Annotated in this window: 11 protein-coding genes; 5 read left to right on the forward strand and 6 right to left on the reverse strand. The window is 60.6% G+C overall.

Annotated features, from left to right (window positions below; genetic code table 11):
• Positions 1-7: 7 nt before the first annotated feature.
• Positions 8-2,464: an acyl-CoA dehydrogenase FadE gene (gene fadE, locus AB5Y50_RS05930; protein ID WP_010674141.1), complete on the reverse strand. Its 2,457-nt coding sequence runs from the start codon at positions 2,462-2,464 to the stop codon at positions 8-10.
• A 252-nt stretch (positions 2,465-2,716) separates the two neighbouring features.
• Here fadE and lpcA point away from each other — a divergent pair, with 252 nt between their 5' ends.
• The 3 genes from lpcA (at position 2,717) to AB5Y50_RS05945 (ending at position 4,840) form a co-directional block, all read left to right on the forward strand.
• Positions 2,717-3,295 carry a D-sedoheptulose 7-phosphate isomerase gene (gene lpcA / locus AB5Y50_RS05935; RefSeq protein WP_010674142.1) on the forward strand — a complete coding sequence of 193 codons (579 nt, stop codon included), beginning with the start codon at positions 2,717-2,719 and terminating at the stop codon, positions 3,293-3,295.
• 111 nt (positions 3,296-3,406) lie between these two features.
• Positions 3,407-4,204 (forward strand): class II glutamine amidotransferase, encoded by a 798-nt coding sequence (locus AB5Y50_RS05940; protein WP_010674143.1) that lies wholly within the window; start codon positions 3,407-3,409, stop codon positions 4,202-4,204.
• A gap of 300 nt (positions 4,205-4,504) precedes the next feature.
• Complete coding sequence (locus AB5Y50_RS05945) at positions 4,505-4,840, forward strand: Hpt domain-containing protein (RefSeq protein WP_010674144.1); 336 nt, start codon at positions 4,505-4,507, stop codon at positions 4,838-4,840.
• Positions 4,841-4,852: 12 nt separating this feature from the next.
• Here the strand turns inward: AB5Y50_RS05945 and yvcK are convergent, their stop codons facing one another.
• Positions 4,853-5,776 (reverse strand): uridine diphosphate-N-acetylglucosamine-binding protein YvcK, encoded by a 924-nt coding sequence (gene yvcK, locus AB5Y50_RS05950; protein ID WP_029314269.1) that lies wholly within the window; start codon positions 5,774-5,776, stop codon positions 4,853-4,855.
• Positions 5,777-5,889: 113 nt separating this feature from the next.
• Here yvcK and AB5Y50_RS05955 point away from each other — a divergent pair, with 113 nt between their 5' ends.
• On the forward strand, positions 5,890-7,071 hold the full coding sequence (locus AB5Y50_RS05955; RefSeq protein WP_041201554.1) for an FIST signal transduction protein: 1,182 nt from the start codon (positions 5,890-5,892) through the stop codon (positions 7,069-7,071).
• A gap of 18 nt (positions 7,072-7,089) precedes the next feature.
• Positions 7,090-9,165: an ATP-binding protein gene (locus AB5Y50_RS05960; protein WP_010674147.1), complete on the forward strand. Its 2,076-nt coding sequence runs from the start codon at positions 7,090-7,092 to the stop codon at positions 9,163-9,165.
• Between the two features lie 272 nt (positions 9,166-9,437).
• Here the strand turns inward: AB5Y50_RS05960 and AB5Y50_RS05965 are convergent, their stop codons facing one another.
• The 4 genes from AB5Y50_RS05965 to narQ form a co-directional block, all read right to left on the reverse strand.
• On the reverse strand, positions 9,438-10,013 hold the full coding sequence (locus AB5Y50_RS05965) for an LON peptidase substrate-binding domain-containing protein (RefSeq protein WP_010674148.1): 576 nt from the start codon (positions 10,011-10,013) through the stop codon (positions 9,438-9,440).
• A gap of 310 nt (positions 10,014-10,323) precedes the next feature.
• On the reverse strand, positions 10,324-10,683 hold the full coding sequence (locus tag AB5Y50_RS05970; RefSeq protein WP_010674149.1) for a globin domain-containing protein: 360 nt from the start codon (positions 10,681-10,683) through the stop codon (positions 10,324-10,326).
• A gap of 146 nt (positions 10,684-10,829) precedes the next feature.
• Entirely contained in the window at positions 10,830-11,468 is a 639-nt protein-coding gene (gene narL, locus AB5Y50_RS05975) for a two-component system response regulator NarL (RefSeq protein WP_039038841.1), read from the reverse strand.
• Positions 11,468-13,180, reverse strand: a complete 1,713-nt coding sequence (gene narQ, locus AB5Y50_RS05980; protein ID WP_041215515.1) for a nitrate/nitrite two-component system sensor histidine kinase NarQ — start codon at positions 13,178-13,180, stop codon at positions 11,468-11,470. The genes narL and narQ overlap by 1 nt, the downstream gene beginning before the upstream one ends.
• Between the last annotated feature and the right edge of the window lie 14 nt (positions 13,181-13,194).

The following is a 13,194-nucleotide window of genomic DNA, read 5'->3' on the forward strand; positions in this document are numbered from 1 at the left end:
AGAGGCATCAAGCTGCCCTGTGATAGGCGGAGGCTTCAAACAGTGCCTTGTTGGCCACCAGGTCGACGGGATCGAAGTCATCGACGTTGATGGTGCGAAGGCGACTCTCCTCGGCGCGCCGCAGCAGGTCCGCTTCGGCCTGGTTGATGACACCGAGGCTCAGGCCCGCCTCTGCCACCTTGTCGAGCTGGGTGAAGGGGCGTTTGCTCCCTTCGGCTTTGCACACCTTGTCAAACAGCGGCTCTGCGGTCAGCACATCGTCCAGCGCCTGTTCCAGCAGCCCGAAGGGGTTGCCCTCCTCGCGCGTCAGATATTGGCCCTCGGCCAGACGGCTGCGAGTGGCACTTGGCACCTGGAGCAGGCGGGCCACCTGGCTGTCGAGCTTGTCGGAGGGACGCTTCAGGTCGCGACCAAGGGGCAGCACGATGGCGCGCAGGGCCAGACCAATCCAGCGGTTCGGGAAGTTGCGCAGCAACTCGTCGATCGCTTCCTGAGCCTTGAACAGGGCGTCTTGCAGTGCCCAGTGCAGCAGCGGCAGGTCGGCCTGCTGGCGTCCTTCATCCTGATAGCGCTTGAGGGCGCTGGAGGCCAGATAGAGCTGGCTCAGCACATCGCCAAGGCGGGCAGAGACCCGCTCTTTGCGCTTGAGCTCGCCACCCAGGGTGCCCATCGCCATGTCTGACAGGAAGGCCAGGTTGGCGGAGAGGCGGGATAGTTGCTGATAGTAGCCCTTGGTCTGATCCTTGTAGGGCGCGGCGGCGAAGCGGGCACTGGTCAGCCCCAGCCAGAAGCTGCGCACCAGGTTGCTGATGGCAAAGCCCACGTGGCTGAACATCGCCTTGTCGAAATCTTTCAGCGCCTGCTCTTTGTCGGGGTGGCTGGCTGCCAGCATCTCCGGCAACACGTAGGGGTGGCAACGGATGGCTCCCTGACCGTAAATGATCATGCTGCGGGTCAGGATATTGGCTCCTTCGACGGTCACGGCGATGGGCGCCCCCTGATAGCCACGGGCCAGATAGTTGTTCGGCCCCATGCAGATGGCCTTGCCGCCATGGATATCCATGGCATCAATGATGCACTTCTGGGCGCGGTCGGTGAGGTGGTACTTGACGATGGCGGAGATGACCGAGGGTTTTTCACCGAGATCGATGCCGGTGACCGTCAGTTTGGCGGCGGCGCCCATGATGTAGGCGTTGCCACCCAGGCGTGCCAGCGGCTCTTCAATCCCTTCCATCTTGCCTATCGGCAGCTTGAACTGGCGACGGATGCGGCTGTAGGCTCCGGTGGCCAGGGCCAGCATCTTGACGCCGCCCGTGCTGTTGGAGGGCAGGGTGATGCCGCGGCCGACGGAGAGACACTCCACCAGCATGCGCCAGCCCTGACCGGCCATGGCCGGACCGCCGATGATGAAGTCGAGCGGTACAAACACGTCCTTGCCGCGGGTCGGGCCGTTCTGGAACGGCACGTTGAGCGGGAAGTGGCGACGGCCGATGTCGACCCCCTTGATGTGGGTCGGAATGAGGGCGCAGGTAATGCCGAGCTCTTCTTCCTCACCCAGCAGGTGGTCAGGGTCACGCAGCTTGAAGGCGAGGCCGAGTACGGTGGCGATGGGAGCCAGGGTAATGTAGCGCTTGTTCCAGGTCAGGCGCATGCCGAGCACCTCTTCCCCTTCCCACTCGCCTTTGCAGACGATGCCGAAGTCGGGAATCGAGCCCGCATCAGAACCCGCTTCCGGGCTGGTCAGGGCGAAACAGGGGATCTCCTTGCCGACAGCCAGACGGGGCAGGTAGTAATCCTTCTGCTCGTCAGTACCGTAGTGTTGCAGCAGCTCACCCGGCCCTAAGGAGTTGGGAACGCCGACGGTGGAGGCGAGCACGGCGCTGGCGCCGCACAGCTTTTGCAGCACGCAGGACTGGGCGTAGGCGGAGAACTCCAGCCCGCCATATTTCTTCTTGATGATCATGGCGAAGAACTTGTTGTCCTTCAGGTATTGCCACACCTCGGGAGAGAGATCGGCACGCTCGTGGGTCACTTCCCAGTCGTTGACCATGCGGCACACTTCTTCAACCGGGCCGTCCATGAAGGCCTGCTCCTCGGCGCTGAGGGTGCTCACCGGAATGGCGTGCAGCTTCTTCCAGTCAGGGTTGCCGGCAAACAGATCCGCTTCCCACCAGGTCGTCCCCGCTTCGATTGCTTCCTTCTCGGTTCGGGACATCTCCGGCATGATGGACTTGTAGATCTTGAACAGCGGCTTGGTCAGCTGGTTACGGCGAAACTCCACCAGATTGAGGGGCAGGGCTATCACCGCGAACAGCGCCCACACCAGCAGGGGTACATGGCCATAGAAGGTGCCGGCGACCAGGGCGGCGGCCGTGGCAAGCGTGGCGGTGAACAGGGACGCACGGCGATAGGCCATGGCGCCGATCACCAGGATCACCCCGAGCAGAGTGAGGGTCGTCGTCATTGTTTGCTCCTTGCATGAATTGCCGAGGTTGGGAAATTGGCGTTAACTGATCCAGAGGTCTGACCTGTTGGATATGGCCCCTGTTGTAATTCATACGCACAAACTTATCAAGCTGTTTACAAGCCTGTTACCTTGGCTCTGTGATCTCCATAACGCGCTGCCCGCCCCATCTTGGCGGGCGGGGGGCGACGATTGGACTGGCTTGTGCGACAATGCCGCCACCCTATGTTGGACGACGAGATTTCAAGAACCATGTACCAAGAACTGATCCGCAACGAGTTGACCGAGGCTGCCAGCGTGCTTCAGGCGTTCCTGGCAGATGAGCAAAATCTGAAAAACATCGAGGCGGCGGCCAGGCTGCTCGCCGACTCCTTCAAGCAGGAAGGCAAGGTACTCTCCTGCGGCAACGGCGGCTCCCACTGCGATGCCATGCACTTTGCCGAAGAGCTGACCGGTCGTTATCGCGAGAACCGCCCAGGCTATGCCGGCATCGCCATCTCCGATCCCAGCCACCTCTCCTGCGTCTCCAACGACTTTGGCTATGACTATGTCTTCTCCCGCTATGTGGAGGCCGTCGGCCGCCGTGGTGACGTGCTGCTCGGCATCTCCACCAGCGGCAACTCCGGCAACATCCTCAAAGCCATCGAGGCGGCCCGTGCCAAAGGGATGAAGGTGATTGCCCTGACCGGCAAGGACGGCGGCAAGATGGCTGGTCTGGCCGATGTGGAGATCCGTGTGCCGCACTTCGGTTATGCCGACCGCATCCAGGAAGTGCACATCAAGGTGATCCACATCCTGATCCAGCTGGTTGAAAAAGAGATGGCCAAGTAATCAACGATCCGGGATTGAGAGGGGGGATGGGTGACCATACCGGCCCTCTCGTCCAGCCGTGACGGTTGATTGACGAAACCAGAGTCAAGACATTCAGGGAGTGGATGGTATATGTGCGAACTGCTCGGCATGAGTGCCAATGTGCCGACCGACATCTGCTTCAGCTTTACCGGGCTGATGCTGCGGGGAGGCAAGACAGGTCCCCACAAGGATGGCTGGGGGATCACCTTCTATGAGGGGCGGGGTTTTCGCACCTTCAAGGATCCCGAACCCAGTGCCCAGTCTCCCATCGCCAAGCTGGTCCAGGCACTGCCCATCAAGAGCCGTGCCGTGGTCAGCCATATCCGGCAGGCGAACCGGGGGTGTGTCTCCCTGGAAAACACCCACCCCTTTACCCGCGAACTGTGGGGCCGTTACTGGACCTTTGCCCACAATGGCCAGTTGACCGGTTACAAGAGGCTGCCCACGGGGCGGCACCGCCCGGTAGGCGACACCGACAGCGAGCACGCCTTCTGCTGGCTGCTCGACAGGCTGGAGCACAAGTACCCCAAACGGCCGGCAAATTTCCCCGCCATGTTCCGCTACCTCGCGACCCTGTGCGACGAGCTGCGCGGGCTCGGGGTGTTCAACATGCTGCTGTCGGACGGAGAGTTCGTGATGACCTATTGCAGCAACAACCTTTACTGGTTGACGCGCAGGGCTCCCTTTGGCGAAGCCCGTCTGCTGGATGAGGATGTGGCCATCGACTTTCAGAGTGAAACCACGCCGAACGATGTGGTGACCCTGATCGCCACCCGGCCGCTCACCGGCAACGAGAATTGGGTGAAGATGGTGCCCGGGGAGTTCTGCCTGTTCAGGCTGGGCGAGCTGGAATATGGCAATGCAGCCAACTTGTTGAACCAGAAATAAAAAATACCAGGGTAGATGTCTACCCTGGTTCTTCGCAGCAGCCATACAGGCAAAAAGGGATGAGAGAGGTGTTGCTGAGCCGCATCATTCTCATGGGTTGCATTGTTACTTTAATGTTAATTTTGTGACAACCTTTATCTCTCTCCATTCTGACTGACATACCGATAACTTGAAGCTGCTCACATTCTGGTGTCCCAAGAGCATCCGGAGCGATACGGGCATGCCCGAAGGGCGGGTGACAGCGGGGCTGTGGGTCCGCTATATTGTGGTCTGTTTGAATACCATCATAGGGAAGAGAAGATGGAGTGGCTGGATCAGAAAGTGCTGCGACAACTGGCAGATGACATCGGTCACGAGATGATGCCGGTCGTCATCTCGGTGTTTGTCGAAGAGGTAGGCGAGCAGTTGGCCCAATTAAGACCGCTTTTTGAGCAGCGGGACTGGTCAGCCCTGGCGCGTCTTGCCCACAGCATGAAATCGTCCTGTGGCAGCTATGGCGCCAAACCCAGCTATCAGCAGGTGATGGATCTGGAGTCCGCCTGTCGCCGGGAAGATGAGCAAGAGGCCGGCAGACTGCTGGCTGAGCTGGAGCACTCCCTGCCTCAGGTCTTCACCCATCTGGCCCAGTTTCACTGATCCAGAGGGGCATCAGCCCGCCATGTCGCGCTCGCCAAGCCTGCTCAGGATCACGGTGTCGAGTGCCAGACGCAGCTTGAGGCGGTCGTGGCGGTGGGGGAGGGCCGCTTCACCCAGCTCGGCCCGAACGAGGCAGTGCTGCAACTCGGGTACCTGGGGGCCCTCGGGAGCCAGAATGGCATCGATCCGGCCGCTGCCTATCCGCTCTTCCAGCCAACGATGTTGACTGGACAGTGACAACTGGCCTGCCGGACCCTCTTCGTCCACCAGATTGCTGATGAACACGACGATGGCGCGGCTGCTGCGGATCGCCTCCGCAATCTCGCGCAGCAGCAGAGGAGGCATGATGGAGGTGAGGAAGCTGCCCGGCCCCAGGATGATCATGTCGGCCTGGCTCAGCGCCTCGACCGCTTCGCGCGTGGCGGGCACGACCGGTTTCAGGCTCAGGGCCCGTGGCGGTGTGGTGAGCTGATCGATGGAGACCTCTCCCAGGATCTGATCGCCACAGACGGTGTGGGCGCACAGATCGGTGGGATGCTCGGACATGGGCAGCAGATTGGGTTCAATTTCCAGCATGTCGCTGATGAGCCGGATGGCATCCAGGGGGCGCACGCAGAGGTTGTCGAGGGCCAGCAGCATCAGGTTGCCGAGGTTGTGGCCCGCCAGCTCGCCGCGGCCGGTAAAGCGGTGCTCGAACAGCTGGCTACCGATGCTGGGGGTGGTCACCAGCTGGTTGAGGCAGTTGCGCAGATCCCCCCAGGCGATGCACTCCTGGCTTTTGCGCAGGCGTCCGGTGGAGCCGCCATCATCCGTGGTGGTGACGATGCCCGTCAGCCGGGATCCCAAGAACGACAGGGAAGAGAGCACCCGGCCCATACCGTGCCCGCCGCCGATGGCGACGACCCGGTCGAAGTCATTGATATTTTTTTGCCACATGCAGTGATCCCGTGGGAGGCCAGTGAGCACCATTCTAGTCTCCATGGCCAGGTAATTGTTTGATAAGGGTATGATTTTTGCTTGATGCCAGCATCCCGTACCCCTAGGAGACGATGTTGAACTTCCTGACGGCTCACTCGCTTGCCGAGACGACCCCACTGGCCGCCCAACAAGTTACAGAGCGGTTGCATGCCCAGTCATCCCATGTTCCATCGCTGTTGCTGGTCTATTTTACCCAAGCACACGAGGCGGCGGAACTGCGCCGTGCGCTCAAGGCACGTTTTCCCGATACCCGGCTGATCGGTTGCAGCTCCTGCGGCGGTATCCTGACCCAGGATGGCCATCATGGTCGGCATGGCTGGAGCCTGTCGGTCGCCGCCCTTTATGATGACAAGGGGGCCTATGGCGTGGCTGGCCAGATGGGGGATCAACCGGATGTGCGGGCATTGCTGCGCCGCGCCATCGCCGATGGTGGCCGACCGGGAGAGCTGCCGCAGCTCGTGTTGCTGCACACCAGCCCGGGGCTGGAGGAGGTTGTGCTCGCGGGGATCGACGCCGAGTTTGGCGCGACCGTTCCCGTCGTCGGCGGGTCGGCGGCAGACGACGGCGTGGCCGGGCAGTGGCAGCTGTGCTGGGACGAAGGGGAGGGATCACAAGGGTGCGTGTTGGCGGTGCTTTACCCCGATTGCCAACTGGCGTTCCAGTTTCATTCAGGCTATGTACCCACCGAGTGTCGCGGCATCATTACCGGGATAGACGGGCGGGAGGTGCTGACCATCGATCACGAGCCGGCGGCCCGGGTCTATGGTCGCTGGACCGAGCGTGCGACGCCCTGGCCGGTGGGCCCCATCCTCAGGGAGACGACGCTCTCGCCACTGGCCCGTCAGGTCGGCATGCTCGATGACCTGCCCTACTACAAGCTCTCCCATCCCGAGGCGGTGACGGCGCGGGAGGGGCTGCGCCTCTTTACCGAAACCCGACTGGGAGAGCGGCTGCTGCTCATGTACAGCAGCCAGGAAGGGTTGTTGCAGCGCAGCCTGAATGCGGTGAATATCGAGCCTGAATATGGCATGGCGAGCAATATGCGCCCCTTTGGCGCCCTGGTGGTGTTTTGTGCCGGTTGTCGGCTGGCACTGGGGGACAGGCTGGGGGACATCGTCAGTCAATTCAGTCAGAGGCTGGGTGAGATCCCCTTCATCACGCCCTTTACCTTCGGTGAACAGGGACGATTACCCCATGGTGAGCTGGCACACGGCAACCTCATGGTGTCGAGCGTAATCTTCCTCGAGAGCTGACACTGTGCTGGATTCAAGATGATAGGCAATAGCGAACTCGAAACCCTGGGTGACAAACTGCAAACCACGCTGGTGGAGCTGATGCGTTGCCGGGAGCGGGAGGCCAGATATCGGGAGGAGTCCCAAGCCCTGCTGTGCGGGGTGGCGACCCTGGCACAGGCCCAGAGTCTGGAGCAGGTACTGGAGAGTCTCATTCTTGCTCTCAAGCCCTTTATCGGATTCGAACAGGCGGACGTGGTCGCCTGGGAGGCCGTGAGGGGCAGCACCCATCTGAGCACCCAGCCGGACGAGGTGGGCCGGACCTGGTCGCTGACACCGCTCTTCTCCAGGGCCATCGAGGGGGAGACCCTGGTCATCTATGATCCCGCCCAACTGCCTGAGCTGGCGCCGCTGGCAGGGGCGCCGGGCTGGGCCAGCGTCATGATGACAGGCTTGCAGGGACCGGGGTTTTCCGGTGTGCTCATCTGCCGGCACAGCGTGGCGGGCACCTTCGATCTCAAGAGCAAGGCGGCGATGCAGCGTTGTCGCCCGCTCATCTCCCAGGCTCTGGTCAACATCGCCTATCGGGCTCGCCTGCAAGAACAGGTTGACCTCAAGACCCTGGCCCTGCAGGCCAGCGAACAGCGTTTTCGCAGTTTTGCCGCCATGGCCTCTGACTGGTTCTGGGAGACCGATCCCCAGCACAGGCTCAGCTATGTCTCTGCCCCTGGCTATCAGGGGGAAGTGCTGGCCCGCCAGACGGGGAGAAGCCTCTATGATTTTGCCCACGACAAGCAGGACCCGGCCTGGAGTCACTACCGGCACCTGATCGCCCACCATCTGCCGGTGCGGGGAATGCGGGCCCAGGTGATGCTGGCGGGCGGGCCTTGCTGGATGGAGATCAATGCGGAGCCTTGCCATGATGCCGGTGGCCGCTTCCTCGGCTATCGGGGTACGGCGCGGGAGATAGGCAGCCAGATCCGCCGCGAGCAGGAGCTGGCGCGGGCGCGGGACGATGCCGAGACGGCCAACCGTGCCAAATCCCAGTTCCTCGCCATGATGACCCACGAGATCCGCTCTCCCATGAACGCCGTGCTGGGGATGCTGGATCTGCTGCAGCACGGCCGGCTCGACACTCCGCAACAGACCCTCATCGGTCATGCCACCCACTCTGCGCATCTGTTGCAGACCATCATCGACGACGTGCTCGATTTCTCGAAAATAGAGTCACATACCCTGACGCTGCACTGTGAACCCTTTCAGCCAGCCGAGCTGTGCCGTGCCCTGGTGGAGCCCTTGCAGGCACAAGCCAGTGCTAAGGGAATCACACTGCATTGGCATCTGGATGAGACGCTCCCTGAACGCCTTCAAGGGGATGCCGTCCGCCTCTCCCAGGTGATAGGCAACCTGCTTGGCAATGCCGTGAAGTTCACCTCCGTCGGCAGCGTGCGTCTGGCGTTGACCTGGGAGGAGGAAAAGCTGGGGGTCATGGTCAGCGACACGGGGATCGGCATCTCCACCGAGGATCAGGCGTTGCTGTTCGAACCCTTCTATCAGGTCGACAGTTCGGCAACCCGCCGCTTCTCCGGCTCGGGGCTCGGACTGGCCATCTGCAGGCGGCTGGTGCAGCTGATGGGGGGAGACATTTGCGTGCAGAGCACGCCTGGGCTGGGAAGCTGCTTCTGGTTCGAGCTGCCCGGGATGGCCTCTCCCTGTGCTCCGGCCGCCGCCCCCGGCAGTGAAGAGTGCGCCAGACTGGAGCTGGATGTGCTGGTGGTGGAAGACAGTCCGGTCAATCAGCTGGTGGTATCCCTGATGCTGCAGAAGCTGGTGTGCAGGGTGAGGCTGGCAGGCAATGGTCTGGAGGCCTTGGCACAGGTGGCGAAGCAGCAGCCGGACCTTGTCCTGATGGATATGCGGATGCCGCAGATGGATGGGCTGGAGGCGACCCGGCGCCTGCGGGACATGGGGTGCGAGGTGCCCATCGTCGCGTTGACGGCCAATGCCATGATGGAGGACAGGGCCCGCTGCCTTGCCCAGGGCATGAACGATTTTCTGGCCAAACCCATCAGTCTTGCCAGGCTGCGAAGCTGCCTGCTCCGCCATTGCAGGTGATGTCGGCCGATTTTGGGTAAAAAAAATGGTCAACCTGGTGGTTGACCAATTCTTCAGCAAATACTGAAGAGAGCACGGGATAAATCGGGTTGTACGGTTTTATATGAAAAAGTCGTGCCAACTTTTCAAAACCTGTTATTTGCGGCCTGTAGCTGAATTGTGTGTTATTTATCGCTACCGTGATTGCAAAATGCAATTCTCATTTTTTCATTATAAGAATGCAGTGCCGAGAATTCGCGTTTTGCAAACTAACCGTTGACTCACTCTTTGACTCACTGTGCGATCAGTCGGCGCAAGAACTGGCGCGCCGCTTCACTGTTCTGTTTGGCAATCAACATCTGTTTTTCATAGATCGGCATGGGCAGGATCTCGAGCCAGCGCTGGCAGAGCCAGGCTGCATCGTCGAACTGCTTGTCCGGGTAGAGCTCATCCAGTTCCGGGTATTGTGCAAAGACCTCTCTCAATCGGCTGACCAGCTGGTTGTCGCTGACATCAGAATCCGCACTCGGCCAGTTGGGCAACGGCTCGACCTGGGCGTGCCTGAGGCCTGCGCTATCCGTTTCCATCTCGTGGATGCAGAAGCGTTCAAGGCCGAGCACGGTGACCCCGAGCAAACCGTCGTTGAGGGTATAAAAATCAGTCACCTTGACGCGGGTTCCGACCGGGAGAATCCGTCCGCAGGTGCCCGTGCTGGTGGTCTCTTCCATCACGATGCCAAAGCCACGATCCTCGAGGAAGGACTCCTTGAGCATCTGCAGGTGGCGCGGCTCGAACAGGCGAAGGGGGAGCTTGCCGCCGGGCAGAATATGGGACGGCAAGGGGAACAGTGCCAGTTGTTGAAGTTTCATGTTCCATCCTCCTAATCAGTCATTGCTGAATGTGACAATGCAGTGACCGTGCCAGAGAGAGGTGGCGTGGCGAAGGGGTGAGCTATTTCCCGTGGTTATTTTTAATATCCATTTAAAATCAATCTATTGTGATTTGATGTCGCGAATGCAAGCAAGGTAGTGCGAAAGGGATTCAGGTGAGGTGTTAGGGCGCCGAACATACCCCGTGTGCAGAATGAGTCTATTTTCGCATATTGCAAATTTGATTCATGCAAAATGCCTGTTACAGACCCATTCAGCGATTGGGGGCAAAGGCCAGGGGATCAGGTGGTCAATTCGGTGTGCTGTGTAGTGCCGGGGTAAAACCACTGCCGAGACGCCGTGCCAGTACCTGGGTCAGCGCCTGTTTGAGCAGCGCAAACTGGTGGGGTTGAACGTTGAATCGCTGGTGACGCCTGCCGAGATCGCGAATGATGAAACCCAGTGCATCCAGCTGGGAGAGGCTGGTGATGACGGTGTTCAGGGTGTCCGACACCTTGGCAACGGGCAGCTCCTGATATGGGGGAAAGAGGGCCCTGAGTTCGGGGGACAATCTGAACAGCTCTTCATACACCTCCTGGACATAGCTGTTGTTCAGGGCACTCACCCTGCCCCAGGCTTTCTGGACCAGCTCTATCTGCTCAAAGGTCATGTCGATGTTTCCTTCCCGTGCGATGTCATGAAAATAATAATCCATCTACTCAATAGAGCACCGGGTTCCGCGCCATTTGGGGAAAAGGAGAGGGGGCCAGCAAGGAGGCACGGATGGTGACCCCTTGCTGGCAGGAGGCCGGGACCTCAGTTGCGCTGTTCCAGGTACATGACGGCTGCTTCGACGCGGCTTTGGGCCTCGAGCTTTTTCAGCAGGCTCTTGACGTGGACCTTGACGGTTCCCTCGGAGATATGGAGCACGGAGGCGACCTGCTTGTTGGACAACCCCTTGGCGATTTCACGCATGATCTGCATCTCGCGTCGGGTCAGGCTCTCCAGCTTCTGCTGCAGGTGGTCCAGCTCGTAGATGTTCTCGAGATAGGGACGTAGCGGCTCGCTCAGGATCTGCTTGCCGGTCATCACGTCAGCCAGCTGGGCCAGCAGCATGTCAGGCTCGGTGTCCTTGAGCAGATAGCCGTCCGCGCCTGCCTTGAGCAGGGCAACCACATCCTGGCGGGCGTCAGAGACGGTCAGGATCACCACGCGGGAAGTCACCTCTTCGGCCCGCAGCGCCTTGAGGGTATCGAGACCTGACAACCCCTTCATGTTGAGGTCGAGCAGGATAAGGTCCGGTTCGGACTCTTTGGCCATGGCCACGGCGTCGGTGCCGTTGGAGGCCTCGCCAACCACGTCGATGTTATCTTCCAACTCCAGCAGTTGCACAATTCCCTTGCGCATCAGGGGGTGGTCATCCACGACCAGAACACTGTATTTCATCTCGTCCATCAGGCGTCTCTTGTTAGGCTGGTGGGAAAGGTCAGGTGTATGCGGGTGCCCCCGGAGGGCGGTTCACTGATGGTCAACTGGCCGCGCAATTTGCTGGCGCGTTCATTCATGATGCTGAGACCGTAGTGATTCACCGCCGAGCTTGCGCCCCTTATTCCAACACCATCGTCTGCAATCTGAACCTGGATGTTACCATCAGCCAGGGTCTCACAGCTAACGTCAATGTGCCGCGCGCTGGCATGCTTGATGGCATTGAGCACTGCCTCACGGATCAGCTGCAGGATGTGGATGTGCTGCCCCGCTTCAAGGTCGGTGTCCGTCAGTCCGTACTGGAGCCTGATGTCGGCGTGCGTCTGGGGTTTGAGCTGCTCGAGCATGACCGCGATGGCTTCACCCAGGTTGGCATCGCCGATGCTGAGGCGGAAGGTGCCGAGCAGTTCGCGCAACTGGGTATAGGCATTGCTGAGTCCCTCGTCGATCTGCTCCATGGCTGCCTCGGTCTTGGCCCTGTCCCCCTTGGCGAAGGAGCGCTTGAGCAGCGTGGCCTGGATCTTCAGGTAAGAGAGGGCCTGAGCGAGGGAGTCGTGCAGTTCACGGGCGATGACGGCGCGCTCTTCCATCAGCAGCAGGCGCTGGTGCTGCAGCAGGGTCTGATCCTTGTGCAGCACCTGGGCCAGCAACATGGAGAAGTTCTTCATCAGCCTCTCGTCGATGGGGTGGTCGCTTATCATGTCGAGCCGACCGTACTCCTCGTCATCCATCTGCAGGTAGAAGCTCACCACGGCGTCCAGATCCCCCGGCCACCCCTTGCGACCTGTGATGTAGACCGGCATCGCATTGTGCTCGAAGCGGGTTAGGCGGATGTACTCGATGTGCTGGTGGGCGGCGGCCCGCTCCAGCAGCTTTTGCAGGGTGCGGCGGCTGAGGGGCGCCGCGTGCAGTTTCTGGGCGGTGGAATAGAGGAAGGAGAGGGTGTCGTTGGCCTGTTGCAGCTTGGCCGTTTTCTCCTCCACCTTGCTCTCCAGCTCCCGGTAGAGTTTGCCAAGCTCGTCGGCCATGGTCGCGAAGGCCCCCGACAGCTCTCCCAGCTCGTTCTCACAGTGGGGGGGCAGGGTGAGATCGAATTCCTGACGCTGGATCTGGCGTGCGCAATAGACCAGCTGGTTGAGGGGCGCTACCACCTGCTGGCGGGTGAAGCGCACCGTGCACCAGGCGATGGTGATGATGGCGAGCAGCCCTAGCCCCTCTGCCAGGGCCAGCATGCGCACCTTGAACTCCACGTGGTACTGCATCTGGTTGACGAAGTCATCGATGGCGGCGACGAACTGCTCCGTATTGTCGGTATAACGGCTGGGAGTGGCATTCTCGATGTGTTCGCGCATCACTTGCCATTGCAGCAGGACTTCACCATAGGTGCGGCGCAGGGAGGCGGGCGTGATCCAGCGCTGGGTCTCCTGCAGCTCGGGGGCATGAAGGGTCTGTTCAAACTGGGCGAGCCGACCGAGGACGACCTGATCCTTCTCGATTTCATAGGCCATGCGGTAGGCCTGCATGCGCAGGGAGCCCGACAGGTTGATGGCCTTGGCATCGGGAACCGAATAGAAGAGGGTGACCATGGCCACCACGGCGATCAGGCTGGCCATGAACAGGATCAGCACCATGGAGCGACCGATGGCGCTGCTGACCGACTGCACTCTGAACCATTTTCCCATGCCGACCGGCTCCC

This window comes from Aeromonas sp. s6 (assembly GCF_040907815.1).
Classification (GTDB): domain Bacteria; phylum Pseudomonadota; class Gammaproteobacteria; order Enterobacterales; family Aeromonadaceae; genus Aeromonas; species Aeromonas caviae.